The 25,152-nt window shown below is 58.1% G+C and carries 28 protein-coding genes; 7 read left to right on the top strand and 21 right to left on the bottom strand.

Annotation, left to right across the window (positions count from 1 at the left end):
• Nucleotides 1-71: 71 nt before the first annotated feature.
• Nucleotides 72-1,637 carry a murein biosynthesis integral membrane protein MurJ gene (gene murJ, locus I6L40_RS05570; RefSeq protein ID WP_104016036.1) on the bottom strand — a complete coding sequence of 522 codons (1,566 nt, stop codon included), beginning with the start codon at nucleotides 1,635-1,637 and terminating at the stop codon, nucleotides 72-74.
• A gap of 191 nt (nucleotides 1,638-1,828) precedes the next feature.
• Between murJ and rpsT the strand changes: the two genes are divergently transcribed.
• A complete protein-coding gene (gene rpsT / locus I6L40_RS05565) occupies nucleotides 1,829-2,092 on the top strand; it encodes a 30S ribosomal protein S20 (protein WP_005308808.1) in 264 nt (87 codons plus the stop codon).
• Nucleotides 2,093-2,140: 48 nt separating this feature from the next.
• On the opposite strand, the gene I6L40_RS05560 is transcribed toward rpsT, so the two are convergent.
• The 8 genes from I6L40_RS05560 to rppH form a co-directional block, all read right to left on the bottom strand.
• Entirely contained in the window at nucleotides 2,141-2,443 is a 303-nt protein-coding gene (locus tag I6L40_RS05560) for a metalloregulator ArsR/SmtB family transcription factor (protein ID WP_033114073.1), read from the bottom strand.
• Between the two features lie 51 nt (nucleotides 2,444-2,494).
• Complete coding sequence (gene nhaR, locus I6L40_RS05555; RefSeq protein WP_042030739.1) at nucleotides 2,495-3,427, bottom strand: transcriptional activator NhaR; 933 nt, start codon at nucleotides 3,425-3,427, stop codon at nucleotides 2,495-2,497.
• Nucleotides 3,414-3,821, bottom strand: a complete 408-nt coding sequence (locus I6L40_RS05550) for a hypothetical protein (protein WP_216995101.1) — start codon at nucleotides 3,819-3,821, stop codon at nucleotides 3,414-3,416. The genes nhaR and I6L40_RS05550 overlap by 14 nt, the downstream gene beginning before the upstream one ends.
• Complete coding sequence (nhaA, locus tag I6L40_RS05545; RefSeq protein WP_071913569.1) at nucleotides 3,818-5,008, bottom strand: Na+/H+ antiporter NhaA; 1,191 nt, start codon at nucleotides 5,006-5,008, stop codon at nucleotides 3,818-3,820. Before nhaA ends, I6L40_RS05550 begins: the two co-directional genes overlap by 4 nt.
• Before the next feature lie 225 nt (nucleotides 5,009-5,233).
• Entirely contained in the window at nucleotides 5,234-6,028 is a 795-nt protein-coding gene (thyA, locus tag I6L40_RS05540) for a thymidylate synthase (RefSeq protein WP_033114069.1), read from the bottom strand.
• A complete protein-coding gene (gene lgt, locus I6L40_RS05535) occupies nucleotides 6,025-6,852 on the bottom strand; it encodes a prolipoprotein diacylglyceryl transferase (RefSeq protein WP_033114068.1) in 828 nt (275 codons plus the stop codon). The genes thyA and lgt overlap by 4 nt, the downstream gene beginning before the upstream one ends.
• A 71-nt stretch (nucleotides 6,853-6,923) precedes the next feature.
• A complete protein-coding gene (gene ptsP / locus I6L40_RS05530; RefSeq protein WP_071913567.1) occupies nucleotides 6,924-9,200 on the bottom strand; it encodes a phosphoenolpyruvate--protein phosphotransferase in 2,277 nt (758 codons plus the stop codon).
• Between the two features lie 14 nt (nucleotides 9,201-9,214).
• Entirely contained in the window at nucleotides 9,215-9,745 is a 531-nt protein-coding gene (rppH, locus tag I6L40_RS05525) for an RNA pyrophosphohydrolase (RefSeq protein WP_033114066.1), read from the bottom strand.
• A gap of 732 nt (nucleotides 9,746-10,477) precedes the next feature.
• On the opposite strand from rppH, the gene mutH reads away from it, so the two are divergent.
• Nucleotides 10,478-11,152, top strand: a complete 675-nt coding sequence (gene mutH, locus I6L40_RS05520) for a DNA mismatch repair endonuclease MutH (RefSeq protein WP_071913566.1) — start codon at nucleotides 10,478-10,480, stop codon at nucleotides 11,150-11,152.
• A gap of 80 nt (nucleotides 11,153-11,232) precedes the next feature.
• Nucleotides 11,233-11,556, top strand: coding sequence for an isoamylase early set domain-containing protein (locus I6L40_RS05515; RefSeq protein ID WP_042030746.1), 324 nt, complete (start codon nucleotides 11,233-11,235; stop codon nucleotides 11,554-11,556).
• Between the two features lie 108 nt (nucleotides 11,557-11,664).
• On the opposite strand, the gene rplS is transcribed toward I6L40_RS05515, so the two are convergent.
• From rplS to ffh, 5 genes are all read right to left on the bottom strand, one after another.
• Entirely contained in the window at nucleotides 11,665-12,012 is a 348-nt protein-coding gene (gene rplS, locus I6L40_RS05510; RefSeq protein WP_005308701.1) for a 50S ribosomal protein L19, read from the bottom strand.
• 32 nt (nucleotides 12,013-12,044) lie between these two features.
• Nucleotides 12,045-12,794, bottom strand: a complete 750-nt coding sequence (gene trmD, locus I6L40_RS05505; protein WP_005308699.1) for a tRNA (guanosine(37)-N1)-methyltransferase TrmD — start codon at nucleotides 12,792-12,794, stop codon at nucleotides 12,045-12,047.
• Between the two features lie 34 nt (nucleotides 12,795-12,828).
• Entirely contained in the window at nucleotides 12,829-13,350 is a 522-nt protein-coding gene (gene rimM, locus I6L40_RS05500; RefSeq protein ID WP_033114063.1) for a ribosome maturation factor RimM, read from the bottom strand.
• 24 nt (nucleotides 13,351-13,374) lie between these two features.
• A complete protein-coding gene (rpsP, locus tag I6L40_RS05495; RefSeq protein ID WP_033114062.1) occupies nucleotides 13,375-13,623 on the bottom strand; it encodes a 30S ribosomal protein S16 in 249 nt (82 codons plus the stop codon).
• A 182-nt stretch (nucleotides 13,624-13,805) separates the two neighbouring features.
• Nucleotides 13,806-15,182: a signal recognition particle protein gene (gene ffh / locus I6L40_RS05490; protein ID WP_216995100.1), complete on the bottom strand. Its 1,377-nt coding sequence runs from the start codon at nucleotides 15,180-15,182 to the stop codon at nucleotides 13,806-13,808.
• A gap of 203 nt (nucleotides 15,183-15,385) precedes the next feature.
• On the opposite strand from ffh, the gene ccsA reads away from it, so the two are divergent.
• Both ccsA and I6L40_RS05480 read left to right on the top strand, forming a co-directional pair.
• Nucleotides 15,386-16,174 (top strand): inner membrane protein YpjD, encoded by a 789-nt coding sequence (gene ccsA / locus I6L40_RS05485; RefSeq protein WP_033114091.1) that lies wholly within the window; start codon nucleotides 15,386-15,388, stop codon nucleotides 16,172-16,174.
• A 34-nt stretch (nucleotides 16,175-16,208) separates the two neighbouring features.
• Entirely contained in the window at nucleotides 16,209-17,489 is a 1,281-nt protein-coding gene (locus I6L40_RS05480) for an HlyC/CorC family transporter (RefSeq protein ID WP_041209085.1), read from the top strand.
• 40 nt (nucleotides 17,490-17,529) lie between these two features.
• Here I6L40_RS05480 and I6L40_RS05475 read toward each other — a convergent pair whose 3' ends face one another.
• Nucleotides 17,530-18,000, bottom strand: coding sequence for an Rrf2 family transcriptional regulator (locus I6L40_RS05475; RefSeq protein WP_033114060.1), 471 nt, complete (start codon nucleotides 17,998-18,000; stop codon nucleotides 17,530-17,532).
• 113 nt (nucleotides 18,001-18,113) lie between these two features.
• Between I6L40_RS05475 and hmpA the strand changes: the two genes are divergently transcribed.
• A complete protein-coding gene (gene hmpA / locus I6L40_RS05470; RefSeq protein WP_071913562.1) occupies nucleotides 18,114-19,307 on the top strand; it encodes an NO-inducible flavohemoprotein in 1,194 nt (397 codons plus the stop codon).
• Nucleotides 19,308-19,407: 100 nt separating this feature from the next.
• Here hmpA and I6L40_RS05465 read toward each other — a convergent pair whose 3' ends face one another.
• From I6L40_RS05465 to I6L40_RS05440, 6 genes are all read right to left on the bottom strand, one after another.
• Nucleotides 19,408-20,016 (bottom strand): tetratricopeptide repeat protein, encoded by a 609-nt coding sequence (locus I6L40_RS05465; RefSeq protein WP_043851198.1) that lies wholly within the window; start codon nucleotides 20,014-20,016, stop codon nucleotides 19,408-19,410.
• Between the two features lie 410 nt (nucleotides 20,017-20,426).
• Nucleotides 20,427-21,362: a malate dehydrogenase gene (gene mdh, locus I6L40_RS05460; RefSeq protein ID WP_071913560.1), complete on the bottom strand. Its 936-nt coding sequence runs from the start codon at nucleotides 21,360-21,362 to the stop codon at nucleotides 20,427-20,429.
• A 220-nt stretch (nucleotides 21,363-21,582) separates the two neighbouring features.
• A complete protein-coding gene (gene artM / locus I6L40_RS05455; protein ID WP_042030756.1) occupies nucleotides 21,583-22,245 on the bottom strand; it encodes an arginine ABC transporter permease ArtM in 663 nt (220 codons plus the stop codon).
• A 3-nt stretch (nucleotides 22,246-22,248) separates the two neighbouring features.
• Nucleotides 22,249-22,899 (bottom strand): arginine ABC transporter permease ArtQ, encoded by a 651-nt coding sequence (gene artQ / locus I6L40_RS05450; protein ID WP_216995099.1) that lies wholly within the window; start codon nucleotides 22,897-22,899, stop codon nucleotides 22,249-22,251.
• 3 nt (nucleotides 22,900-22,902) lie between these two features.
• Nucleotides 22,903-23,640: a transporter substrate-binding domain-containing protein gene (locus I6L40_RS05445; RefSeq protein ID WP_042030758.1), complete on the bottom strand. Its 738-nt coding sequence runs from the start codon at nucleotides 23,638-23,640 to the stop codon at nucleotides 22,903-22,905.
• Nucleotides 23,641-23,664: 24 nt separating this feature from the next.
• Entirely contained in the window at nucleotides 23,665-24,405 is a 741-nt protein-coding gene (locus I6L40_RS05440) for an ATP-binding cassette domain-containing protein (RefSeq protein WP_071913666.1), read from the bottom strand.
• A gap of 203 nt (nucleotides 24,406-24,608) precedes the next feature.
• Between I6L40_RS05440 and argR the strand changes: the two genes are divergently transcribed.
• The gene (gene argR, locus I6L40_RS05435; RefSeq protein ID WP_005340378.1) at nucleotides 24,609-25,079 is read left to right on the top strand and encodes a transcriptional regulator ArgR; all 471 of its coding nucleotides are present in this window, start codon (nucleotides 24,609-24,611) and stop codon (nucleotides 25,077-25,079) included.
• The last annotated feature ends 73 nt before the right edge of the window (nucleotides 25,080-25,152 follow it).

The raw sequence follows: 25,152 nt of genomic DNA, 5'->3' as shown, positions 1-25,152 counted from the left end.
TTGCGGCCCCGATTTCAGCTCTCGGGGCCAAAATGCCAACTCACTTGGCGCCTCCAGACCTCGGACGCGGGTCAATCATCACGACCCGCTCTCAGATCTTTTGGCCGGATCCCCAGTGCCAGCAGGACTCCGGCATAGATGGCACCACCCAGCACCAGCAACATGGTCAGCTGCAGGCTCGCCTTGCCCATGCTCCATGCTCCCCATTGGGTCAGATCTGGCGACAGGTAGAGGAGAACTCCCCCCATCAGCAGGCTCGCCGTCAGCAACTTGAGGCAAAAGACCCCGGTGTGGCGGGAAGGCCGGTAGACGCTCTGCTGATGGAGTCCCTTGAACAGCAGGGCTGCGTTCAGCGTGCCCGAACAGGCGGTCGAGAGCGCCAGCCCCACGTAACCGAGCGGATAGATGAAGAGGAGGTTACAGACCATGTTGGCGGCCATAGAGATCATCCCGATCCGTACCGGTGTCCTGGTGTCCTGACGGGCGTAGTAACCCGGCGCCAGCACCTTGATTAACATCAGCGACAGCAAACCGGAGGTGGATGCCAGCAAGCTGGCGCTCGACATGGTCACCTCATGCAAGCCGAACTCGCCGCGCATGAACAGCACCCGCAGGATCGGCTCACGCAGCACGGCGATCCCCACCATGGCGGGCAAACCGAGCAGCATCACCATCCGAACCCCCCAGTCCATGGTGCGGGAGAAGTCGGCCGGATCGGCATCCACGTGCTTCTTGGCCAATGCCGGCAGAATGACGGTACTGATGGCTACGCCGAACATGCCGAGCGGGAATTCCAGCAAGCGATCCGAGTAATAGAGGTAGCTGATGGCACCGGTCGCCAGAAACGAGGCAAGCATGGTGTTGACCAACAGGTTGATCTGGCTGACCGATACCCCGAACAGCGCCGGGATCATCAGGGTGCGGATTTTCACGACCCCCGGATGGTGCCAACCCCACTTGGGCCACACCAGCATGTTGATCTGGCGCAGGAACGGGAACTGGAACAGGAACTGTACCAGACCACCGAGGAAGACACCGATGGCCAGCGCCAGTTCGGGATCGTCCAGCCAGGGCGAGATCCACCAGGCGGCAGCGATCATGGTGATGTTGAGAAAGATCGGCGTAAAGGAGGAGACCCCGAAGCGACCGAAAGTATTGAGAATGGCCCCCGCCATGGCGGTAAAGGTGATGAACCAGAGATAGGGGAAGGTGATTTTGAGCATCAGGCTCGCCATCTCGAACTTCTCGGCAGCCGGCCCGCCATGGAGCCAGTCCCAGAACCAGCCCCAACCAAACAGGGCGGTCAGCACGCCGGAGCCCAGCACCCCGAGCAGGGTCACCACAGTCACTATCCCGCCGAGAGTCCCCGCCACCGCAGCCAGCAGTTCGCGAACTTCACTCTCGTCCCCCTTTTTCCGGTACTCGGTCATCACGGGGACAAAGGCCTGGTTGAAGGCACCTTCTGCGAACAGACGACGCAGGAAGTTGGGAATGCGATTGGCAAAGAAGAAGACGTCTGCGGCAACCCCGGCACCGAGCAGATTGGCGATGACCACATCGCGCACCAAGCCCATCACACGGGATGCCAACGTCATTCCGGACACAATAATTCCGGATTTGATCAATTTCTTACTCAAGACGAGGCCTCTGGAACTGTCAGAATGAAAAGAATGCTGCTAGAATCGGCCGACAGTTTAACCGTCTCCCATCTGACACACCACCGGGGGGCGGTGTTTATTTGCACAAATCATTTGACAATATGTGGTTGGGAAGGCATATTTCCGGGCCTTTTCAATACACTCGCTAAGACAGTTTTAGGAGTTTTACCTTGGCTAACATCAAATCTGCTAAGAAGCGCGCTCTTCAGTCAGAGAAACGCCGTCAGCACAACGCCAGCCGTCGTTCCATGACCCGTACCTACCTGAAGAAAGTCATCGCTGCTATCGCCTCTGGCGACAAAGCTGCCGCGACTGCCGCTTTCGCTGTTGCTCAGCCGATCATGGATCGTATGGCGACCAAAGGCCTGATCCACAAGAACAAAGCTGCTCGTCACAAGAGCCGCCTGTCTGCCCAGATCAAAGCTATGGCTTAATCAGCTTCTGCTGATAAAAGCTGAAAAAACCGGCCTAGTGCCGGTTTTTTATTTATCTGCGCTGCAGTAAAGCCGATGCAGCAAGGTGATCATCTCGCGCACCTCGTGGCTGCGCAGCGAATAGTAGACCGTCTGGGCCTCTTTTCGCGTGTTGACCAGCTCATCGCGCCGCAGCAATGCCAAATGCTGTGATAAGGCCGACTGGCTCAATCCCAACCGCTCGTTGAGCTCCCCCACCGACAGCTCCCGCTCCAGCAGATGGCACAGGATAAAGAGCCGCCGCTCGTTGGCCAGCGCCTTGAGCAGGGCAACCGCCTGACCCGCACTGGCTTCCATCTCTTCAAGTTGCATCACATCTCTCCTCTGCCAATCATCGCCGATGATACGTGGTGACGCGCCGTTTTAAAACGACAGGGACGCAGGCTGGATGGCGGAGAAGTTCTCCTCCCCGGCAAAGAGGAAGGTGAAATCACTCTCGCACACCCGTTTTACCGCCGGATGCTGGATCATCCGCTCGGCGAAGATGACGTAGTACTCCTCCATCAGATCCTGGGTCTCACCCAGCAACATCACCCCCTCTCCCTCGAGGATCTCCTCCCGATAGATGGTGGGAGCCATGAAGATACCCTGATTGAAGAAGCCAAACGCCTTCATCAGAGCCGCATCGTCAAACTCGCCAAGAATGCTGGGGGAGACCCCCTGCTGTTCAAACCACTGGGTAAGCTGGCGCCCCATTGCGGTGCGGCGCCCAGGAATAAGCAGCTTGCGCTCTTCAAGACAGGCCGGAAAAGGGAGCGATGGCAGCGGCGCCTTACAGAAGAAGCTGACACCACAGCCACCAAGTCGCTTGGAGAGCAAGCCCGCATGCTGGCTCGAATCCACCGGACAGTCGGAGAGGATCATGTCTAGCTTGTGCTCGCTCAGCTGCTCCAGCAGCAACTCGTGGGTCGATTCGAAGCAACGCAGGTGGATGGAGCCATCGTTGGGGATGACTGAGAGCAGCACACGGCTGGCAAGACGCTTGGAGAGGGCATCGGCGATGCCGACGTCGAACAGGATCTGGCTCTCCTTGCGGTAGTTGACGATATCGAGCATCTCGTAGGAGAGGCTGAACATCTTGTCGGCGTAGCGAAACACCAGCTGGCCCAGCTCGGTGGCCTCAAGGGTGCGCCCCTTGCGCTTGAGTAGCTTGCCGCCCAAACGCTGCTCCAGCAGCTTGATCTGGCCGGTCACAGTCTGCGGGGTCAAAAAAAGGGCTTCTGCCGCCTGAGTGACAGAGCCCTTCTTCTGCGTCATCCAGAAATAGTAGAGATGGTTGTAGTTAAGGTGTGACATCCGATGGGGTTCCCGCCTGGCGCGGGCTCCGGTAGCAGCTGAGTTCAACCGCCAGAATGTCATACATGTCGCTGACCGAGTCAACCTTGTTCGCGCCGAACTGCGCCATCAGGTCAGCCTTGAGCCGCGCCTTGTCGGGCTGGCGATCACCGCAGTAGCGTTTGTTGGAACGCTTGACCATCTCCCCTGCCCGGCTGCTCAGCGCCCGCTCGGAGAAGGTCTCGCCAAAGCGGGCCTTGGCCTGCTTGTCCCCCAGCAGCACGGCGCTGTCCACCACACCGTTGAGATAGGCAGAGCAGCTTGCCGAGGCGGCATCCTGCCTGCAATCCTCAAATCCGCCCGCCCATGCCAGCGGGCTTAGCAACATTACTGCCAGCCATACCTGTTTTTTCATAGTCCCTCCGCACTCTGATCCCCGTCACACTTGGGAAGAGCCAATCGCAAGGCCAGATAACCAACTACCGCCGCCAGGGTTGAGCCCACCAGAATACCGAGGCGAGAGTAGCTGCCGTAATCCAGCCCACCATGCTCGAATGCCAGCGATGCGATAAACATCGACATGGTGAAACCAATGCCGCAGAGGATGCTGACCGCAAAGATCTGCTTGAAGTTGACTCCCGGTGGCAACTGCGCCACACCCAGCTTGACCGACAACCAGCTGATGGTGAACACCCCGAGCGGCTTGCCGATAAACAGCCCCAGCATGATGCCCATGGGTACCGGGCTCAGCAGGGATGAGAGACCGATCCCCTCCAGCGATACCCCCGCGTTGGCAAAGGCAAACAGCGGCAGGATCAGGTAGGCACTCCAGGGGTGCAGGGCATGCTCCAGATGCTTGAGCGGCGAGGCATAGCGCTTGCCGTTAAGCGGGATCATAAAGCCAACCACCACGCCTGCCAGGGTCGCATGGACACCGGATTTCAGCACAGCCACCCAGAGCACCAGACCAACCAGCATGTAGAGGCTGATCCGATCCTCGCCGCGGCGGTTCATCCAGAAAAGCGTCAGGGTCGCCAGAATACCGACCGTCAATGCTGCCAGCGACAGTTGCTGGGTGTAGAACAGCGCGATGATGATGATGACACCCAGATCATCCATGATGGCCAGCGCCAGCAGGAATACCTTGAGGCTCACCGGCACCCGCTTGCCGAGCAGCGCCATCACCCCGAGGGCAAAGGCAATATCGGTCGCGGCAGGAATCGCCCAGCCAGCGCGCGCCACTTCATCCGAGTAGTTGAAGAAGGCGTAGATCAGGGCCGGAGCCAGCATACCGCCCACCGCAGCGATGGCCGGAAAGGTCGCCTGCACTCGGGATGAGAGCGCTCCTTCCAGCATCTCGCGCTTCACTTCTAGCCCGACCAGCAGGAAGAAGATCGCCATGAAGCCATCGTTGATCCAGAGCAGCAATGGCTTGTTGATGTCCAGTGCCGCAATGCGTACCTGCACCGGCGTATCGAGGAAGGCCTGGTAGCTGCCAGAGAAGCCGGAATTGGCCAATATCATTGCCAGCATGGCCGCCATGATCAGAATAATTCCGGAGGCGGCCTCCAGCTTCAGGAACTTTTTGATTACGTCGCTCATGGTTAAAATATCCACAGAATTACTTTACGTTGAGTCTATAACCGATAACAACTCTTGGAAAATCGTTTCTTACTGCTCAATACAACGAAAAAACCGAAGTAAAACCAAAACAGCTCCGCCAAAGGCATCTTTCATAGCGGTGTGGCCAGTTCTCGATTTTCAATCACAAAAATGAATATCTAACTGTTTTTAAGCATAAAAAAGGCGCCCTGGGGCGCCTTGCAATCAGATGGCGACGGGCGCCTTGATGCCGGGATGGGGGTCGTAACCCTCTATCTCGAAATCCTCGAACTTGTAATCGAAGATGGAGTCCGGCTTGCGCTTGATCACCAGAGTTGGCAGCGGACGCGGCTCACGGGTGAGCTGCAGTGCAGTCTGCTCCATGTGATTGGAGTAGAGGTGCACATCACCGCCGGTCCAGACAAAGTCGCCCACTTCCAGACCACACTGCTGGGCCATCATATGGGTCAGCAAAGCATAGCTGGCAATGTTGAACGGCAGGCCGAGGAACACGTCACAGCTGCGCTGGTAGAGCTGGCAGGAGAGCTTGCCGTCCGCCACATAGAACTGGAAGAAGGCATGGCAGGGCGCCAGCGCCATCTTGTCCAACTCGCCCACGTTCCAGGCGGAGACGATGATGCGGCGCGAATCCGGGTTGTGCTTGATGTCGTCCACCGCTTTCTGGATCTGATCCACCACGCCACCGTCGGCGGTCGGCCAAGAGCGCCACTGGGCGCCATAAACCGGTCCCAGATCGCCGTTCTCGTCGGCCCACTCATCCCAGATGCTGACGCCGTTCTCTTTCAGATAGGCGGTGTTGGTGTCGCCATTGAGGAACCAGAGCAGCTCATGAATGATGGAGCGCAGGTGGCACTTCTTGGTGGTCACCAGCGGAAAACCTTCCGCCAGATTGAAGCGCATCTGATGACCAAACAGAGAGACGGTGCCGGTACCGGTGCGATCGGACTTGACGGTCCCCTCGTCCAGGATCTTCTGCATCAAGTCGAGATAGGCTCTCATTGCTTTGCCTCCTTCACGGCGTTACCGAACAGCTGCGGGCGCTTGTAGGCAACCCAAATCATCAGGGCACCGATGAAGATCATCGGGGTGGAGAGGATCTGACCCATGCTGATCTCGTTGAAATAGAGGCCCAGCTGGCTGTCTGGCTGGCGGACAAACTCCACCAGGAAGCGGAACAGGCCGTAGAACAGCAGGAACATACCGGAGATGGCACCGCGCGGCGGGTTCTTGCGCCAGAACAGGTTGAGGATGATGAACAGCACCACCCCTTCCAGCGCGAACTGGTAGAGCTGGGAGGGATGACGCGGCTCGGGGCCGGCCTCCGGGAAGATGATGGCCCAGGGCACATCGGTGATCCGGCCCCACAACTCACCGTTGAGGAAGTTGCCGATACGGCCGACGCCGAGGCCAAACGGAATAAGCGGTGCCACAAAGTCGGCCACGGTGAAGAAGTGGCGCTTGGTCTTGTGGGCAAACCAGATCATGGCAGTGATCACCCCGATCAGACCGCCGTGGAACGACATGCCGCCGGTCCAGATCTTGAACAGGTAGGTCGGATCCGCTAGGAAGAGATCGAAGTTGTAGAAAAGTACGTAACCGACACGGCCACCGAGGATCACCCCGAGGAAGCCGTAGAAGAGCAGGTCAGAGACCTCGTTGCGTGTCCAGCCGCTGTTCGGCGCATCGGCGCGACGGCCAGCCAGCCACATGGCAAATGCAAAACCGAACAGGTACATGAGACCATACCAGCGTACCGATAGTGGTCCCAAACTGAATGCTACGGGATCAATCTGCGAGAAAACCCAATATCCATCGTGCTGCATAAGCGGCCCCAGTCATAAGAAAAGCCGCATTTTCCGATCATTCGCCAGCAGGGACAAGGCATGTTTATCAATCAACCGATTTTCGGTTTGTGACCCGCGCGCAGCAAGCCCCCCAAACCGTGCTCTTCCAGATAGCGGGCAAACAAGCCGCGCAGCACGTGCGGATTGTCGTGCTTGAGACCATCGGCCAGCAGCTCGGTCAGCTCACTCAGGGTCGATTGGCGCAGCACGTACTTGATCCGGGCGATGTTGTGGGTATTCATACTGAAGCGGCGATAGCCCATGGCCAGCAGCAACAGCACACCGACCGGATCACCAGCCAGCTCGCCGCAGACCGAGACCGGCTTCTGATAGCGGTTGGAGGCATCGACCAGCAGTTGCAACGCGCGGATCACCGCCGGATGGAACGCATCGTAGATGTTGGCGACGCGGGAATTGTTGCGATCCACAGCCAGCAGGTACTGGGTCAGGTCGTTGCTGCCCACCGACCAGAAGTCGATGAGCGGCGCCATCTCCGGCAGGATGTAGAGGGCGGAAGGCACCTCGATCATCACCCCGAGGCTGGGGTAACGGATCTCGGCATTGCGGCTGGCAGCCTCTTCCGATACTTCGCGCCACGCCTGATCCAGCAGACGGCGGGACGCCTTGATTTCACTGACACTGCTGATCATCGGCAGCATGATGGCCAGATTGTCGAGCCCTTCGCTGGCCCGCAACATCGCCTTGAGCTGCACCAGAAACAGTTCGGGGTGATCCAGGGTGAGCCGGATCCCCCGCCAGCCAAGGAAGGGATTTTCCTCGACGATGGGGAAATAGGGCAACTGCTTGTCACCGCCTACATCCAGCGTCCGCATGCAGACCGGCCGGTTGCGATAGGTCTCGAGAATGCCGCGATAGCGGGCAGTCTGCTCCCACTCGGAGGGGAAGCTGTCTTGCAGCATGAAGGGAATTTCGGTGCGATAGAGACCGACCCCGTCCGCCAGATGATTGAGAGAGATCTCGGTATCGGCGCTGAGCCCGGCGTTGAGCAGCAGGGAGACCTTGGTACCGTCCGCCGTCTCCGAAGGCTGGTTGTCGACACTGCGCACCAGACTGTCGAGTGCCCGCTCTTCACTCAGCAGCTGGCGATACTCGGTCAGGATCACCTGATTGGGTTCGATGAAGAGATCGCCGCTATAGCCATCGACAACCAGCATGCGGCCACCGATATCACCGAGCGGCAGATCCACCCCCATGATGGCGGCCACCCCCATGGCGCGGGCCAGAATGGCGGCGTGGGAGTTGGTCCCCCCCTTGAGCGAGACAACCCCGGTCAGGTATTCGCGGGGGACTTCCGCCAGAATGGTGGCAGTCACCTCGTCGGCGACCAGCACCACGGGCTCACCGATGGAAATATGCTCCGGCTCGTTCTGCACCAACCGACTGATGAGGCGTTGGGCGATATCCTTCACATCGGTGGAACGCTCCTGCAGGTAGGGATCCTTCATCCCCTTGAACTGCTCGATGAGGCGATCGCTGACCAGCTTGACGGCGGAGACCGCGGTCCAGTGCTCCTTGCTCACCTTGTTGCGGATCGGCTTGATATAGCCGGGATCGGCTAGCAAATGGAGATAGATGTCGAAGATGGCGACAGAATCCTCGCTGTAACTCTCGCGAAAGCGCAGCGCCAGGCTCTCCAGATCGTGACGGACCTCTTCTACCGCCAACTCCAGCCGTTCCAGCTGGCCGGCATGATCCTCATCCTTGCGCGGAGTGATGGAAGAGAGCGCCTTGCGCGGCCGCCACACCCAAGCCTTGGCCATAGCGATGCCGCTGGCACCGGCAATACCGCGCAGCGGCTTGCTCCAGTCAGTCTTCTGCAGCCACCCCTTGGCTTGCGCCTGAGCGATATGCGCTGCCAGCTGGGCCGCCAGCGTGACCATGAAGGACTCTTCCCCCTCATCGAAACGGCGGCTCTCTTTTTGCTGCACCACCAGAATGCCGACCACCTGACGCTGGTGCATGATGGGGGCGCCCAGAAATGAGCGAAACGCCTCTTCGGCGACATCTGGCAGGAATTTAAAGCTGGGGTGTGCAGGGGCATCGGCCAGGTTGATCAGCTCTTCCCGCTGACCGACCAGACCGACGATACCCTGCTCGAAGGGCAGAGTGACCTTGCCGACCGCCGAAGGGGCAAGACCATCGGTCGCCGCCAGCCGGTAGCGGCGCATCTCGGGTTCCGAAACGTAGACAGAGCAGCAGTCCACCACCATGGCGTGCCGGGTCTGGCTCACCAGTGCCTGCAAGGCCTGTTCCAGGGTGTTGGCCCCGGCCATGCTCTCGACGATACGTCTCAGTTCCGTTAACAACTAATCTGTGCTCCTTAGCGAGCGCGGTTGCGCCGCCCATCCTTCTTGTTGACCTGCTGCACTGCCGGCGCCGGCATCGCCAGCGGAGCAAACTCCTTCATGACCCGGCGGTAAACCTCCCGCTTGAACGAGACGACCTGGCGTACCGGGTACCAGAAGCTGACCCAGCGCCAGTCGTCAAATTCGGGATGACCATGACAACCGAACTGGATCCGCGACTCTCGGCCCGAATTGAGCTGCAACAGGAACCATTTTTGTTTTTGGCCAATACAGACCGGTGAACTGTCCCAGCGGACAAGACGTTTGGGTAAACGGTATTTAAGCCAGTTACGACTGGTGGCCATGATGGTCACATCTTCGGGCTTGAGGCCTATCTCCTCATACAGCTCGCGATACATGGCCTGTTCCGGCGTTTCACCATCATCAACTCCCCCCTGCGGAAACTGCCAGGAGTGCTGCCCATAGCGTTTAGCCCACAACACCTGTCCTTCACGGTTACAGATCACGATACCGACATTGGGACGAAATCCGTCGCCATCAATCACGTGATCACCTTATAAAGGCTGAATCTATAAAGAGATTGTTCCACATTCACTTCGTGGCAGCAAACAAGGAGTGACTCCCGGCGTTCATGAATAACTTTCAATTTCACACATACTTATAAACAAACGGGAAGATCTGCTCTACCAAGTTGCCCACCCAGACTGTGCATAAGCCTGTGAGCAAGCTGGTATATACAGTACTTTTTAACTGTAAGTGAAAAACAGACTATCACCTCGCAGATCAGAGTTAAAACTAATTTTTATTTATTATACATATAGTTAAACACAAACAACTGGATCTGGATCCATGGTTTTGCTCACGCAGGATCCGCGACGACGATTGTGAACAAGTTCTACTGCTCAAAGATCCACCAAGGCCAAATTATCCACAGGAGTGGCACAATATCTACCCTGTTTCCTCGATGAAAATGGGGTCAGATTCACAATTTTTTGTAACATATCAGATACTCCTCCCACTTTATGCCACTTATCCAAGATTTCTGTGGATAACTGTGTGTAACATCATCCTCAAACCCTTGGACAACTATTTCGGACCCGGATCGGGTGAATATCCTTGCTCGATAAAAAAGACAAATTTCTTTAAAATCATAATCATAAGACCTACATAGCCGAATTATCCCCATTTACCCTTATCCACTCAGGATCGGTTATAAAAACAGCGATCCTCCCGGGATCCTGCCCTGTTAGAATAGGTCGAGCAATATGGAGCCAAACATGCCAAACAATCCCCAATCCGAACAGGAGTTGCTGAGCCGTGCCTACGCCATGGCAGGCTTCACGCTGGCGCAGCTGGCCGCCGAAGCTGGTGTGGCGGTACCCAGAGATCTGCGCCGGGACAAGGGGTGGGTGGGCCAGTTGATCGAGCTGCAGCTGGGGGCCAGTGCCGGCAGCAAGCCGGAGCAGGACTTTCCGGATCTCGGGATCGAGCTCAAGACGATCCCGGTCGATCCTCAGGGCCGACCGCTGGAAACCACCTTTGTCTGCGTCGCGCCGCTGATCGGTGTCAGCGGTCAGCGCTGGGAGGAGTCCAACGTGCGCAACAAGCTGTCACGAGTGCTCTGGATCCCGGTGGAAGGCAGCCGCGAGATCCCGGTTGGCGAGCGGCGGGTGGGGATGCCGCTGATGTGGAGCCCCAGCGAGGAGGAAGATCAGCTGCTGCGCCAGGACTGGGAAGAGCTGATGGACATGATAGTGCTGGGTGAGGTGGAGCAGATCAGCGCACGCCACGGCCAGGTGATGCAGCTGCGTCCCAAGGCTGCCAACAACAAGGCGCTGACTCGCGCCATCGGTCGCGATGGTCAACCGATTATGACCCTGCCCCGCGGCTTTTATCTCAAAATCGATTTCACCCACAGCCTGCTGCAACGCTATTTTGCCCTGCCAGTTTGATCTGCTTTATCAACATCTTTGTCATAAGGTGGTATAAAAATAGGCAGGAGCCATTTTTAACTCACAGACAAGGAGGCGTCATGCCACTTACCAAGCAGTTTCTCAAGTCCAAACCAGAGGTGAAGGTGACCTTCGCCGTCGAGAAAGAGGCCGCAGCAGGCGCACAGCAGGTGATGCTGATCGGCGAGTTCACCCAGTGGCAACCGGTCGAATTGAAGCGCATGAAGAGCGGTGAGTTCAAGGCCACCCTCAACCTGCCGACCGACGGGCCGGAAAGTTTCGAGTATTGCTACCAGTTCATCACTTCGGAGGGAGAGACCCTATACGAGAATGACTGGCAAGCCGATGCCTACGTACCCAGCCCCTACGGCCGCGATAACTCGGTGGTGCGAGTGATCCAGTAACAACAACCAGATAGCCAATAGACGGATACAAAAAAGGCTCGCCATTGGCGAGCCTTTTCACTACCTATCGAGCTTTTCGCCGACATATCGACACCAATTCGAATCGAATTAGTTGAGCTTCTCTTTGATACGAGCAGCTTTACCGGACAGGTTGCGCAGGTAGTACAGTTTGGCGCGGCGAACATCACCACGACGCTTCAGTTCTACACTGTGGATCAGCGGAGAGTGAGTCTGGAATACACGCTCAACACCTTCGCCGTTGGAGATCTTGCGAACGGTGAAAGCAGAGTGCAGACCGCGGTTACGCTTGGCAATTACGATGCCTTCGAAAGCCTGCAGACGCTCTTTACCACCTTCTTTAACACGAACTTGAACACGTACGGTGTCGCCCTGGGCAAAAGCCGGGATGTCGGTACGCATTTGCTCTTGTTCAAGCTGCTGAATAATCTTGCTCATTGTCTTTCCTTACCTAGGATAAACTGAAAACTCTACTTAACGCTGTCACGCACTTCGCGGACATACTCGGCAAGAAGTGATTCTTGCTCGTCAGTCAGAGCTAGGTTGTTAATAAGTTCCGGCCTTCTTTGCCAGGTTCGTCCGAGCGATTGCTTGAGACGCCAGCGTCTAATCACTTCGTGATTGCCGCTTGTCAGCGCCTCGGGCACTGCCAGCCCATCCAACACCTCCGGCCGAGTATAGTGGGGATGATCCAGCAAGCCATCCGTAAAGGAGTCCTGCTCAGCACTGGCCTGATCACCCAAGACTCCCGGAACCAGACGCGAAACCGCATCGATCAGGGTCATGGCAGGCAACTCGCCACCACTTAACACGTAATCCCCGATAGACCACTCTTCGTCGACTTCGGTTTGTATCACGCGTTCATCGATACCTTCGTATCGACCGGCTACCAGAATCAGTTTCTGATTCGTCGCCAACTCGGTTACGCCCGCTTGAGTCAGCTTGCGTCCCTGAGGGGAGAGATAGATGACTTTCGCCCCGTCTCCCGCCGCTTGCTTGGCTGCATGAATCGCGTCACGCAGCGGCTGAACCATCATTAACATGCCGGGCCCACCACCATAAGGACGATCATCGACCGTACGGTGTTTGTCGTGGGTAAAGTCCCGGGGGTTCCAGCACTCAATCTGCAGCAGGCCACTCTTGACGGCCCGACCCGTTACCCCGTGCTCGGTAATGGCTCGGAACATTTCAGGGAAGAGGCTAATCACCCCAATCCACATAAGAAACCTCCGGCACTCGTGTTACCGCGGGAAACTAGAAACCAGGATCCCAATCAACTTCGATTGTTCGAGCAGTCAGATCAATATTCTTGATCACCTGCTCTTCCAGGAACGGAATCAACCGCTCCTTTGCACCAAAGGCATCTTTTACATTGGCCTCAACCACCAACACATCGTTGGAGCCGGTTTCCATCAATTCGGTCACCTTGCCCAGGTCGTATCCCTTGGTGGTCACTACCGAGCAACCAATCAGGTCACGCCAGTAGAACTCGCCCTCGGGCAACGCAGGCAACAGATCGGCGGCTACGCCAATCTCGACATTAGTCAATGCCAGGGCATCCTCGCGCACATCGATACCATCGAGTTTGCAGATCAGACCCTTGTTGTGACGTTTCCAGGATGAAACCCGAATTTCACGCCACGCCCCGTTCTGATTAATCAGCCAGGGGTTGTAATCGAAAATCGCTTCGGCAACATCGGTGAAGGAGTTCACTTTAAGCCACCCCTTGATGCCGTATACGGTACCCAGGGTGCCCAGAACTACAGGTTTTTCCACCTTAACTCCTTACCGTTTGACTGATTAAGCAGCTTTGGCAGCGTCTTTGATCAGCTTGGCAACGCGCTCAGAAACAGCGGCACCAGTAGCAACCCAATGCTCGATACGAGCCAGGTCCAGGTTCAGCTTTTCAGCTTGACCAGCAGCAACCGGGTTGAAGAAACCAACGCGCTCGATGAAACGACCGTCGCGGGCGTTACGGCTGTCAGCAACTACTACCTGGTAGAACGGACGCTTTTTCGCGCCACCACGTTGTAAACGAATGGTTACCATATCGTCCTCATTAACATCTAATGAACAAGGCCCGCAAACACGCGGACCCTAGCTTAAAATAAGCCGCATAATTCTACTTGGATTCGTAATAAATGCAACCAAGCCAGCCATTTTTTGCGCAGAGCAGCAATGAAAAGGGTCTGCCACCGGCAGACCCTCATGCAATACGTCAGCCCGGATAATCAGAACGGGCCGCGACCGCCACCAAATCCCGGTGGCAGCATGTTCTTCATCTGGCTCATCATTTTGCGCATGCCACCCTTGCCGGACATCTTCTTCATCATGCGCTGCATCTCGGTGAACTGCTTGAGCAGCTTGTTCACGTCCTGCACCTGCATGCCGGAGCCTGCGGCGATACGGCGCTTGCGAGAACCTTTGATCAGGTCGGGATGAGCACGTTCCTTCGGCGTCATGGAGCTGATGATGGCCTCCATCCGCACGGTGAGTTTGTCATCCATCTGATCCTTGATGTTGTCCGGCAGACCGGACATGCCGGGCAACTTGTCGAGCATGCCCATCATGCCGCCCATGTTGCGCATCTGGGCCAGCTGCTCGCGGAAATCCTCAAGGTCAAAGCCCTTGCCGCTCTTGACCTTGCTGGCCAGCTTGGCAGCCTTCTCTTTATCGACGTTGCGCTCCACCTCTTCGATCAGAGAGAGCACATCGCCCATGCCGAGGATACGGGAGGCGAGACGATCCGGATGGAACGGCTCCAGCGCGTCGGTCTTTTCACCCATACCGATGAACTTGACCGGCTTGCCGGTGATATGGCGTACCGACAGGGCGGCACCGCCGCGGGCGTCGCCGTCCGCCTTGGTGAGGATCACGCCGGTGAGCGGCAGCGCCTCGTTGAACGCCTTGGCGGTGTTGGCGGCATCCTGACCGGTCATGGCATCGACCACGAACAGGGTCTCGACCGGATTGATGGTGGCGTGCAGATCCTGGATCTCGGCCATCATCTCGCTATCGACGTGCAGACGACCGGCGGTATCGACGATCACCACGTCATAGAATTTCTTGCGCGCCTGATCGATGGCGGCAGTCGCGATGGCGACCGGCTTCTGGCTGGCATCGCTCGGGAAGAAGTCGACGCCGATATCACCCGCCAGGGTCTCCAGCTGCTTGATCGCCGCAGGGCGGTAAACGTCGGCACTGACGACCAGCACCTTCTTCTTGCTGCGCTCTTTGAGCAGCTTGGCCAGTTTGCCGACCGTGGTGGTTTTACCGGCACCCTGCAGACCGGCCATCAGGATGATGGCGGGCGGCTGGGCAGCAAGATTGAGCTGCTCGTTGGCCTCACCCATTACGGTGACCAGTTCGCCGTGCACAATCTTGATGAACGCCTGACCCGGGCTCAGGGATTTGGCCACTTCCTGGCCGACGGCACGCTCTTTGACGCGAGCCACGAAATCACGCACGACCGGCAGGGCGACGTCCGCCTCGAGCAGCGCCATGCGGACTTCGCGCAGGGTTTCCTTGATGTTCTCTTCGGTCAGGCGGCCACGGCCACTGACATTGCGCAAGGTGCGCGAGAGTCGTTCAGTCAAATTCTCAAACATGACGCATTCCGGTTCTTGGCGTTGTAAATGGGGGGCATTATAACCCAGAGCAGCCGCGAGGACGATTATTCGCCGCACTGCCGCTCATCGATGCTTCATACCTATATATGGGCGGATCGGCCATTGCACAACTGGCGAGCATTTCGCGTGCAAGGTATACTGCCCCTCTTACCCTCAAAAGCTTGTGCATCAACGACCTGGTTATGATCGTAATCTCTGTTCTGGCCCTGGCGTTTTATCTGCTGGCCATCATCGCCTCCCTGCATCTGTTACTGAGCGCCAAGCCGGTAGGACAGCGCTCCCTCTTTGCCTGCATCGGACTGGCCCTGATCGCCCACGCTACCGCCCTCGGAACCGAGGTGTTGCAGGGCTCCGGCCAGAACCTGAGCATGCTCAACGTGGCCTCGCTGGTGAGCCTTATCATCAGTACCTTCATGACCTGCATCACCCGCCGCTTCAACGGCTGGATCCTGCTGCCGGTGGTCTACAGCTTCTCGGCGCTGCTGCTGGCGGCCAGTGCCCTCATACCCGGGCGCTATATCACCCATCTTGAGGCCCATCCCCAGCTGTTGCTGCATATCGGTCTGGCACTGATGGCCTACTCGGTATTGATGATCGCCTGCCTTTTTGCCCTTCAGCTCGCCTGTCTGGACAAGCAGCTCAAGTCGAGAAAGATCAGCCAGTTGCCAGCCATGCCCCCCTTGATGACCGTCGAGAAGCGGCTGTTCCAGCTCATCTCCGCCGGCGTGCTGCTGCTGACCCTCTCCATCGCCTCGGGCCTCTTCTTCCTCGAAGACATGTTCGCCCAGGGCAAATCCCACAAGGCCGTGCTCTCCATCATCGCATGGTGCATCTACGTACTGCTCTTGTGGGGCCATCACACCTATGGCTGGCGTGGCCGCAAGGTGGTCACCCTGAGCCTGATCGGCAGCGTCATCCTGACCCTGGCCTATTTCGGCAGCCGCTTCGTCAAAGAAGTGCTGCTGAGCTGATAACCGTTAGTCACACCATCTACAGGAGCCCTTTTTGGACAGCATCTCAACGAGCACACTACTGATTGTTCTCGTTATCTTGATCCTTCTATCCGCCTTCTTCTCCAGTTCCGAAACCGGTCTGATGTCCATCAACCGCTACAAGCTGCGGCATCTGGCACAGACCAAACACAAGGCGGCCCGTCGGGTAGAGAAGCTGCTGTCACGCCCGGATCGGCTGCTCGGCCTGATCCTTATCGGCAACAACCTGGTCAATATCCTCGCCTCCGCCATTGCCACCATCGTCTGTATCAGGCTGTTCGGCGATCTCGGTGTCGCGGTGGCCACTTTTGGCCTGACCCTGGTGGTGCTGGTATTTGGTGAAGTGACTCCCAAGACGCTGGCAGCCATGTTCCCCGAGAAGATTGCCTACCCCGCCTCCTGGATCCTCAAGGGGCTGATGGTGCCGCTCTCCCCGCTGGTCTGGCTGATCAACGGTATCACCAGCGGTCTGCTCAAGATGCTGAAGATCACGCCAAACAAGGATGACTCCCTCAACACCGAGGAGCTGCGTACCATAGTCAACGAGGCGGGCAGCCTGATCCCCCAGCGCCATCAGGAGATGCTGCTGAGCATCCTGGATCTCGACAAGATGCTGGTCGAGGACATCATGGTGCCCCGCAGCGACATCTACGCCATCGATATCAATGACGACTGGAAGAGCATCCAGCGCCAGCTGGCCCACTGCGCCCATACCAAGATCCTGCTCTATCGCGACAGCATCGACGACGTGGTGGGCTTTCTCCACGCCCGCGACGCTCTGCGGTTGATGGCCCGGGATCAGTTCAACAAGTCGAGCCTGCTGCGGGAAGTGGACGAGATCTACTTCATTCCGGAAGGTACGCCGCTCAACGTGCAGCTGGCCAAATTCCAGCGCAACAAGGAGCGAATTGGCCTGATCGTCGACGAATATGGCGACATTCAGGGGCTGATCACCCTGGACGACATTCTGGAAGAGATAGTGGGTGACTTCACCACCTCCATGACGCCGACCCCGAGCGATGAGATCCATCCCCAGCCGGACGGTTCGTTTCTGGTGGAAGGCTCGGCCAGCGTGCGCGAACTGAACAAGGAGATGAACTGGCATCTGCCCATCGACGGGCCGCGCACCCTCAACGGCCTGATCCTCGAATATCTGGAGGAGATCCCCCAGCCCAATATCGGGATCCGGCTGGCGGGCTACCCCATCGAGATCCTCGAAGTCGAGAACAACATGGTCAAAATGGCGCGGATCATGCCGGCTTCCTACCGAGCTGAAACTGCACCGCAGAATTGAAAAAGGGCTGCCACTGGCAGCCCTTTTTCATTGTCTCTCTTCACTGTTCATCTTCGTCATCCGGCTCCAGCACCAGCGTCGGGATCAACTCGCCAAACACCCTCTGCAGCTCGTCGCGATTGGCCAGCAAGTCCTGCAGGGTGTAGCTGTCCATCACCGCCAGAAACGCATCCATCGCCTCTTTCAGCGCATTCTTGAGCAGACAGACAGAGACGATGTGACAGGCGGGCGAGCCGCAATCAATCCCGTCCAGATTTCCTTCCAGCGCCCGGATCACCTGCCCGATGTTGATGGTGGCGGGATCGCATGCCATGCGGATCCCACCATTCTTGCCACGCTGGGATTGCAGATAGCCCAGCTTCACCAGCTGATTGACCACCTTCACCATGTGGTTGCGAGAAACGTCGTACAAGGCAGAGACCTTGGCTACGCTCGAGAGCTCCCCTTCCGGCAGGGTGGCAAGGTAGAGCAGGGCTCTCAATCCGAAATCTGTATAACTGGTTAGTCTCATAAAGCCTGATTAGCGCGATGCGAAAAGTGGAGTATTGATTCAAATCAAATAAACATCTAGGATGCCACTTATTAAATGGCATTTTAGATGTTCAATTAACGACGAGGCTCCCTATGCTAGACCAAACCACCATTGCCGTCATCAAAAGCACTATTCCTCTGCTCGAATCAGCCGGCCCGGCGCTGACGCAGCACTTCTACCAGCGGATGTTCAGCCATAACCCGGAGCTGAAAGATATCTTCAATCTGGCCCATCAGCGCAGCGGTGGTCAGCCACTGGCGCTGTTCAACGCCGTCGCCGCCTATGCCAAAAATATCGACAATCTGGGGGCGCTGGCTGGCGCGGTCGAGCGGATTGCCCACAAGCATACCGGATTCCTGATCCAGCCAGAACAATATCACATTGTAGGTAGTCATCTCTTGGCCACGCTCAAAGAATTGGGCGGAAGTGCGGTCACCGACGAGGTGCTGGAGGCATGGGGCAAGGCATATGGCGTGCTGGCCGACATCTTCATCGGCCGCGAGCGGGAGATCTATCAGGAGAAGGCGAGCCAGAGCGGCGGCTGGCAAGGGACCCGCTCCTTCATCATCAAGGAGAAGCGAGCCGAGAGCGAGCTTATCACCTCCTTCCAGCTGACACCGGAAGATGGCAAGCCGGTGCTGACCTTCCAGCCGGGCCAATACCTCAGCATCAAGCTGGTTCACCCCGAGCTCGAGCATCACGAAATCCGCCAGTATTCGCTCTCGGATGCACCGAACGGCCGCGACTATCGCATCAGCGTCAAGCGCGAGCCGCAGGGTCAGGTCTCCAACCTGCTGCACGACCGCCTGCAAGCGGGCGACAAGATTGAAGTGATGCCACCCACCGGCGATTTCTACCTGAAAGCGGATAGCCAGACGCCGGTTGTGCTGCTCTCGGCCGGGGTCGGCCTCACCCCCATGATGAGCATGCTCAACCAGCTGCTGACGAGCGACCATCAGGCCAGCATCACCTGGCTGCACGCCTGCGAGCATGGTCGTGTCCACGCCTTCCGGGAAGATATCCGCAGCAAAATCAGCCAGCACACCAATCTGGTCAGTCGGGTCTGGTATCGGGAGCCCGCAGAGAACGACAAGCAGGGAGAGAATTACGACTTCAGCGGCACCATGGAGCTGAACGCGGTGAAGGAGCGTATCACACCAGAGGCCCACTACTACTTCTGCGGCCCGCTCGGTTTCATGCAAGAGGTGAAGCGACAGCTGACTGAGGCCGGGATCCCCGCAAGCCAGCTCCATTACGAAGTTTTTGGCCCCCACCAAGATCTATAACCGCCGGGTAGCCATATAACGAAAGGAGGTTCCTGCCTGTCATGGCACGGCGGCAGGAACCGGACCCACAGGTGCAGACCTGTGGGTCATTTTTTTTGGATCAGTGCATCGCCTTGGCGCGGGCCACCACGTTGGCCGGCATCCGGTTGCCAAGCCGACTCAGCAGACTGGCCGCCTTCTGGTGCAGGGCTTTGTCACCGATAACGGAGCCGTGCAGCCAACGGTAGGCATCTTCGTAATCGAGCGGGCTCCCCATCCCCTGCAGTAACATCTCGACCCACTCCATGCGAGCCCGCAGAAAACCGAGGCTGGCCGCTTCACGCATCAGCGTCTCGGCACGAACCAGATCCTTCTGCACCAGCGTCCCTTTCCAGTAGTAGCGGCCCAGCTGCTCCAGCGCGGGAGCCAGCCCCTGATTGGCCGCCTCCCACATATACTGTACCCCCAGCTCGGCGTTGGACTTGGTACAGACGCCCCAAGCCAGCATATCTCCCCAGAGGAACTGGTAGGCAGGGATCTTCATCACCGACGCTCGCGCCTCTATATCCTGAGTCAACTGGCAGCGATCCTGTTTCACCTGAGTGAGGTGGCGTCCCTGCTCGATCCAGTTGAGCAGCTCGTCCTGACGATAGATGGCCACCGCCTGCAGATCGCCGGCATTCAGCGGTGCCACCGAAGGCGCTGGTTCCGCAGGTGGCGCGGCTGGCACGGGGGCTGAAGCGGGCTCTGCGGCCGGAGCAGGCGCTACCGGATCAGCCGGCAACAGCACAGGCGCAGGGGCCGCAGTCACCGCTGCCGACGGAGCCGCCTCTCCGGTAGCCGCGGGAGCAGGTGCCGCAGCTTCAGCTGGCAACAACACGGGAGCCGGAGTAGCTATCGCCGCTGATGCGGGCGCCGTTTCGCCAGCGGTGGCGGAAGCAGCCGAGGCAGCTGGCACCGGCTCGGCGGCATAAAGGGGCGCGCCAGCCAGACAGATAAGGGAGAGAAGGGTAAGGGGTTTCATCATAAGGGATCTCCTGCTGCTCTCTGTTATCGGCCACAACCCCCATCTTCTTAAGCTGGCGGGAGCCCAACAACGCAAAAGGGAGCCGAAGCTCCCTTTTCATGCGGTCATGCCGCTTATTTGACGAAGTCGACACCCAGCTGGATATCGGCTTTCAGGGTGGCCAGCATCCCTTCCATCGCTTCCAGCTCGAAGGCACTCAGCTTGCCGTAGTCCAGCACGGTTTCGACACCGTTCTTGCCCAGCAGGATCGGCTGTGCAAAGAAGGTAGCGTGTTCGCCGTTGCCTTCAACGTAGGCACACTCGATGACGTTGGCTTCGCCCTGCAGGCCCTTGATGAGCGACAGACCGAAACGGCAGGCAGCCTGACCCATGGAGAGAGTGGCGGAACCGCCACCGGCCTTGGCTTCTACCACTTCGGTACCGGCGTTCTGGATACGCTTGGTCATGGCAGCCACTTCTTCGGCACTGAAGGAGGCACCTTCAATCTGGGAGAGCAGCGGCAGAATAGTCACGCCACTGTGGCCACCGATCACGTTGACGCGAACCTTGTCCACGTTCAGCCCTTTGGCGGCGGCGACGAAGGTCTCGGCGCGGATCACGTCCAGAGTGGTGACACCGAACAGGCGACGCTTGTCATAGACACCTGCTTTCTTCAGCACTTCGGCGGCGATGGCGACGGTGGTGTTGACCGGGTTGGTGATGATGCCGATCAGCGCTTTCGGGCAGGCTGCCGCGCACTTCTCGACCAGATTCTTGACGATACCGGCGTTGATGTTGAACAGGTCGGAGCGATCCATACCCGGTTTGCGCGCCACACCGGCGGAGATCAGCACCACGTCGGCACCAACCAGTGCAGGAGTCGGATCTTCACCGCAGAAACCCTTGATGGCGACATCGGTAGGAATATGGCTGAGGTCTACGGCTACGCCCGGAGTGACCGGGGCAATGTCATACAGGCTCAGCTCGGAGCCGGCCGGCAGACGGTTTTTCAACAGCAGAGCAAGGGCTTGACCGATGCCACCAGCGGCACCCAGAACGGCAACTTTCATGATCAACTCCATGTTTAAGCGTAGGTTTAAGGTTATTTGTTCTTGTGCGCCCAACCTTAATGGATCCCCCCATAAAAAACAATCTGATAACAGTTGCAGTCACGGGTTCTGTGAGCCAAGAAACAGGCAGCGAATAAAAATGGGGAAAAATCCAAAAAATTGGAGGGGAAGCACAGTTTTTCTGCACTTCACCCTCCCATAAAGAGGTAGTTATGCCGACTCAAGCCTGGAATGCCAACGCCCGCTTTTCACACCAACGAAAACCAATTGTTAACAATCCGTTCATGGTGAGGTAAAGGGCCCCCGCAACGCCGAAGACGGCAAGGGTGTCATAGGTCTGGGCATTGAGTCCCTGTGCAAGCCCCATGATGTCCATGATGGTGATGGTACTGGCGAGGGAGCTTCCCTTTAGCACCAGGATCACCTCGTTGGAGTAGGCTGGCACCAGATGACGGGCGGCGTGGCGCACCTTCATCCAGAGGGTCTGACGACCGTTAAAACCGAGCGCACGGCACGCCTCCACCTCACCGGCAGGAATAGCGTCGAGCGCCCCCTTGAACAGCCGGGTGGAGTAAGCCGCGGTGTTGAGGCCCAGCGCCAGCACGGCGCAGAACCAGGGCTGCTTGAGCAGCGGCCAGAGCGGGCTGGCTTTCAGCCACTCGAACTGACCCGGCCCGTAGTAGATGAGGAAGATCTGGATCAGCAGCGGCGTGCCGGTAAAGAGCAAGACCCACAGCTGCACCAGCTGGGTCGCCACCGGCAGCCGCAACTCCAGCACCCAGGTCATCAGGGCCGCCAGCACGAAGCCGAGCAGCAGGCTGAACAGGGTCAGCTCCAGCGTGGTGAGCAAGCCCCCCAGCAGGGTCACAAGATACTCTTGCATCGATTAGCCTCCGTAGCGACGGGTGTAGCGGGCCGCGAGGCCGAGGCCATACTCGCTCACCAGGCTGATGGCCAGATAGATGAGGGCTGCGGCGGCATACCAGGTGAAGGGCTGATAGGTACTGGCCGAGGCCATCTGCGCCTGACGCATCATCTCGTTCACCCCGATAAGCGACACCAGCGCGGTATCTTTCAGCAGCACCAGCCACTGGTTGCCGAGGCCCGGCAGGGCGTGCCGCCACGCCTGCGGCAACACGATGCGAAAGAAGATATGGCTCTTGCTCAACCCCAACGCCAGCGCCGCCAGCCGCTGCCCTGCGGGCACCGCATTGAGCGCTGCCCGCAGGGTCTGGGTCGCATAGCTGGCGAACAGCAGAGAGAGCGCCAGCACGCCGCAAGCGAACGGGCTGAACTCCACATACTCGCCGGTGATGAGAAACAGCACCTGGGTCGAGCCAAAGTAGATGAACAGCACCACCTGCAGCTCGGGCAACCCGCGGATCAGGGTGGTGAGGGTGGCCACCGGCCACACCAGAGCGCGCTGCTTGCTCAGCTCAGCCGCACTGAACGCCAGTGCCAGCACCATGCCCCCGACCAGGGATGCCAGGGCCAGCCAGAGGGTCATCCAGGCTGCATCCAACAACAGGCTCAACATGGCTTAGTGCGCGAAGTATTTGTCGAAGATCTTCTGATAGGTGCCGTTGGCCTTGATATCGGCCAGCCCCTTGTTCAGCTGGGTCAGCAACTCCTGATTGCCCTTGGCCACCGCGATGCCAAAGCCGGTACCGAAGTACTTGGCATCGGTCACCGGCGCACCCACCACGGCGTACTCCTTGTGCTGCTTCAGCCAGTCGGCGGCGACGGCGGTATCGGCAAACACGCCGTCGGTGCGGCCGTTCATCATGTCGAGGAAGGCGCTCTGGTAGCTGGCGTAAGGCACGGTCAGCAGCCCCTTGCTCACCCAGTTATCCACCAGATAGGACTGGTGAGAGGTGCCGTTCTGCACGCCGACCGTCTTGTCTACCAGCCCTTCCGGCCCCTTGAAGGCGCCTTTTTTGGCCACGAACACGGCAGAGTTCTCGTAGTAGATGTCGGAGAAGTCGACCTGCGCAGCCCGCTCCGGGGTCACGTCCATGGCGGCGATGGCAGCGTCATAGCGACGGAATTTCAGGCTGGGGATCAGGCTGTCAAAGGCCTGGTTGTGGAAGCTGCACTCCAGCTTGGCCTGCTCGCAGATGGCGCGCGCCAGATCGATGTCAAAACCCTGAAACTCGTTCTTGTCGTCCAGATATTCGAACGGTGCGTAGGTGGCCTCGGTGGCGAACTTGATCTCTTTGGCCAGTACGGAGGTACTCAGCAACCCCATGGCTGCGACCAGCAACAGACTCTTTTTCATGACAGCTTCCTTATCGATTCAGTATCAATGCATCAAGAATTCGGCAAACCGGCTGGTTTGCGGGGATTGGAAAATGGCGGCGGAGCCGGACTCGATGATCCGCCCTTTCTCCAGATAGATCACCTGACTGGCGACCTTGCGGGCGAAGTCGACCTCGTGGGTCACCACCACCTGGGTGATGCCGGTCTGGCTCAGGGTACGGATGATCTCGGCCACCTCCTTGGTGATCTCGGGATCGAGGGCGGCGGTCGGCTCGTCAAACAGCAGCACTTCCGGATCCATCATCAGGGTGCGGGCAATGGCCACCCGCTGCTGCTGACCGCCGGAGAGGCGTGCCGGCCAGGCATCGCGCTTGTCGGCCAGTTGCAGCTGGGCCAGCAGATAGGCGCCCTTCTCGATGGCCGCCTCCTTGCTCATGCCCAGCACCTTGACCGGCGCTTCAATCAGATTCTCCATCACGGTGAGGTGTGGCCAGAGATTGTACTGCTGGAACACCATGCCCACCTTGCGGCGCAGCAGTTGGGACTGGCGATTGAATTCGGCAGTGGAGAGGGGGCTCGGGAAAGAAAATTCATTTTCCCCTATGCGCAGAACACCGGCATCCGGGGTGTCCAGCAGGTTCATCATGCGTAGCAGCGAGCTCTTGCCTGCACCGCTCGGGCCCAGCAGTACCAAGGTCTCACCGGGGGATGTCCGAAAGCTCACCTGTTGCAGTACCGGCACCTTGTGCCAGGACTTCTCGATACCTATTAATTCAATACCCATACAGCCCAATTGAATAAGTTTTCAAAATTTCGTCCCGATTCTATCCCTTATAAAGGTTGATGCAAGCCATTTTTGAATCAATATGCAGAACAAGCGCCGCTTCCTTGCAAAAAACGGCATATGAATGCAAAATAGCCACGCTGTTCGTATCTGCCGCCTGGCTCTGAAACAGGCCGCCACACCTCCTCATTCGTGAGACCAAGATGAAACATAACGACAAGCAAGAAAAACTGGCTAAGGCCTTTAAAGCCTTGCTGAAAGAAGAGCGCTTTGGCTCCCAGGCAGAGATCGTCACTGCCCTGCAAGAACTGGGCTTCGAGAACATCAACCAGTCCAAGGTATCGCGCATGCTGAGCCGCTTCGGCGCCGTTCGCACCCGCAATGCCAAGATGGAGATGGTCTACTGCCTGCCGGTAGAACTGGGCGTACCCACCACCTCCAGCCCGCTCAAGAATCTGGTGCTGGATGTCGACCACAACGGCGCACTGGTGGTGATCCACACCAGCCCGGGCGCAGCCCAGCTGATCGCCCGCCTGCTCGACTCCCTCGGCAAGGCAGAGGGGATCCTCGGTACCATCGCCGGTGACGACACCATCTTCATCACCCCGACCAGCGATACCGATATCGAAGAGCTCTACCTCTCCGCCCTCGAGCTGTTCGAACAGACTCCGTAATCGTTGCCGCCGCGTCATCGCGGTCACGCCAGAACGAAAAATCCCGGCCAAGGCCGGGATTTTTGTTTGGTGA

Source organism: Aeromonas sp. FDAARGOS 1410, from assembly GCF_019048745.1.
GTDB lineage: Bacteria > Pseudomonadota > Gammaproteobacteria > Enterobacterales > Aeromonadaceae > Aeromonas > Aeromonas jandaei.
Note: the sequence above shows the minus strand (reverse complement) of the source record. Positions and strands in the feature narration are given on the sequence as shown.

What these genes read in the sequence shown, in the direction of transcription:
- hmpA (WP_071913562.1), top strand. Translation starts at nt 18,114, where the DNA reads ATGCTAGACCAAACCACCATTGCCGTCATCAAAAGCACTATTCCTCTG.
- nhaA (WP_071913569.1), bottom strand. Translation starts at nt 5,008, where the DNA reads ATGAGCGACGTAATCAAAAAGTTCCTGAAGCTGGAGGCCGCCTCCGGA.
- rplS (WP_005308701.1), bottom strand. Translation starts at nt 12,012, where the DNA reads ATGAGCAAGATTATTCAGCAGCTTGAACAAGAGCAAATGCGTACCGAC.
- rpsP (WP_033114062.1), bottom strand. Translation starts at nt 13,623, where the DNA reads ATGGTAACCATTCGTTTACAACGTGGTGGCGCGAAAAAGCGTCCGTTC.
- I6L40_RS05445 (WP_042030758.1), bottom strand. Translation starts at nt 23,640, where the DNA reads ATGAAAAAGAGTCTGTTGCTGGTCGCAGCCATGGGGTTGCTGAGTACC.
- I6L40_RS05550 (WP_216995101.1), bottom strand. Translation starts at nt 3,821, where the DNA reads ATGAAAAAACAGGTATGGCTGGCAGTAATGTTGCTAAGCCCGCTGGCA.
- nhaR (WP_042030739.1), bottom strand. Translation starts at nt 3,427, where the DNA reads ATGTCACACCTTAACTACAACCATCTCTACTATTTCTGGATGACGCAG.
- mdh (WP_071913560.1), bottom strand. Translation starts at nt 21,362, where the DNA reads ATGAAAGTTGCCGTTCTGGGTGCCGCTGGTGGCATCGGTCAAGCCCTT.
- argR (WP_005340378.1), top strand. Translation starts at nt 24,609, where the DNA reads ATGAAACATAACGACAAGCAAGAAAAACTGGCTAAGGCCTTTAAAGCC.
- I6L40_RS05560 (WP_033114073.1), bottom strand. Translation starts at nt 2,443, where the DNA reads ATGCAACTTGAAGAGATGGAAGCCAGTGCGGGTCAGGCGGTTGCCCTG.
- I6L40_RS05440 (WP_071913666.1), bottom strand. Translation starts at nt 24,405, where the DNA reads ATGGGTATTGAATTAATAGGTATCGAGAAGTCCTGGCACAAGGTGCCG.
- artQ (WP_216995099.1), bottom strand. Translation starts at nt 22,899, where the DNA reads ATGTTGAGCCTGTTGTTGGATGCAGCCTGGATGACCCTCTGGCTGGCC.
- lgt (WP_033114068.1), bottom strand. Translation starts at nt 6,852, where the DNA reads ATGCAGCACGATGGATATTGGGTTTTCTCGCAGATTGATCCCGTAGCA.
- trmD (WP_005308699.1), bottom strand. Translation starts at nt 12,794, where the DNA reads ATGTGGATTGGGGTGATTAGCCTCTTCCCTGAAATGTTCCGAGCCATT.
- mutH (WP_071913566.1), top strand. Translation starts at nt 10,478, where the DNA reads ATGCCAAACAATCCCCAATCCGAACAGGAGTTGCTGAGCCGTGCCTAC.
- I6L40_RS05475 (WP_033114060.1), bottom strand. Translation starts at nt 18,000, where the DNA reads ATGAGACTAACCAGTTATACAGATTTCGGATTGAGAGCCCTGCTCTAC.
- ccsA (WP_033114091.1), top strand. Translation starts at nt 15,386, where the DNA reads ATGATCGTAATCTCTGTTCTGGCCCTGGCGTTTTATCTGCTGGCCATC.
- thyA (WP_033114069.1), bottom strand. Translation starts at nt 6,028, where the DNA reads ATGAGAGCCTATCTCGACTTGATGCAGAAGATCCTGGACGAGGGGACC.
- I6L40_RS05515 (WP_042030746.1), top strand. Translation starts at nt 11,233, where the DNA reads ATGCCACTTACCAAGCAGTTTCTCAAGTCCAAACCAGAGGTGAAGGTG.
- ffh (WP_216995100.1), bottom strand. Translation starts at nt 15,182, where the DNA reads ATGTTTGAGAATTTGACTGAACGACTCTCGCGCACCTTGCGCAATGTC.
- artM (WP_042030756.1), bottom strand. Translation starts at nt 22,245, where the DNA reads ATGCAAGAGTATCTTGTGACCCTGCTGGGGGGCTTGCTCACCACGCTG.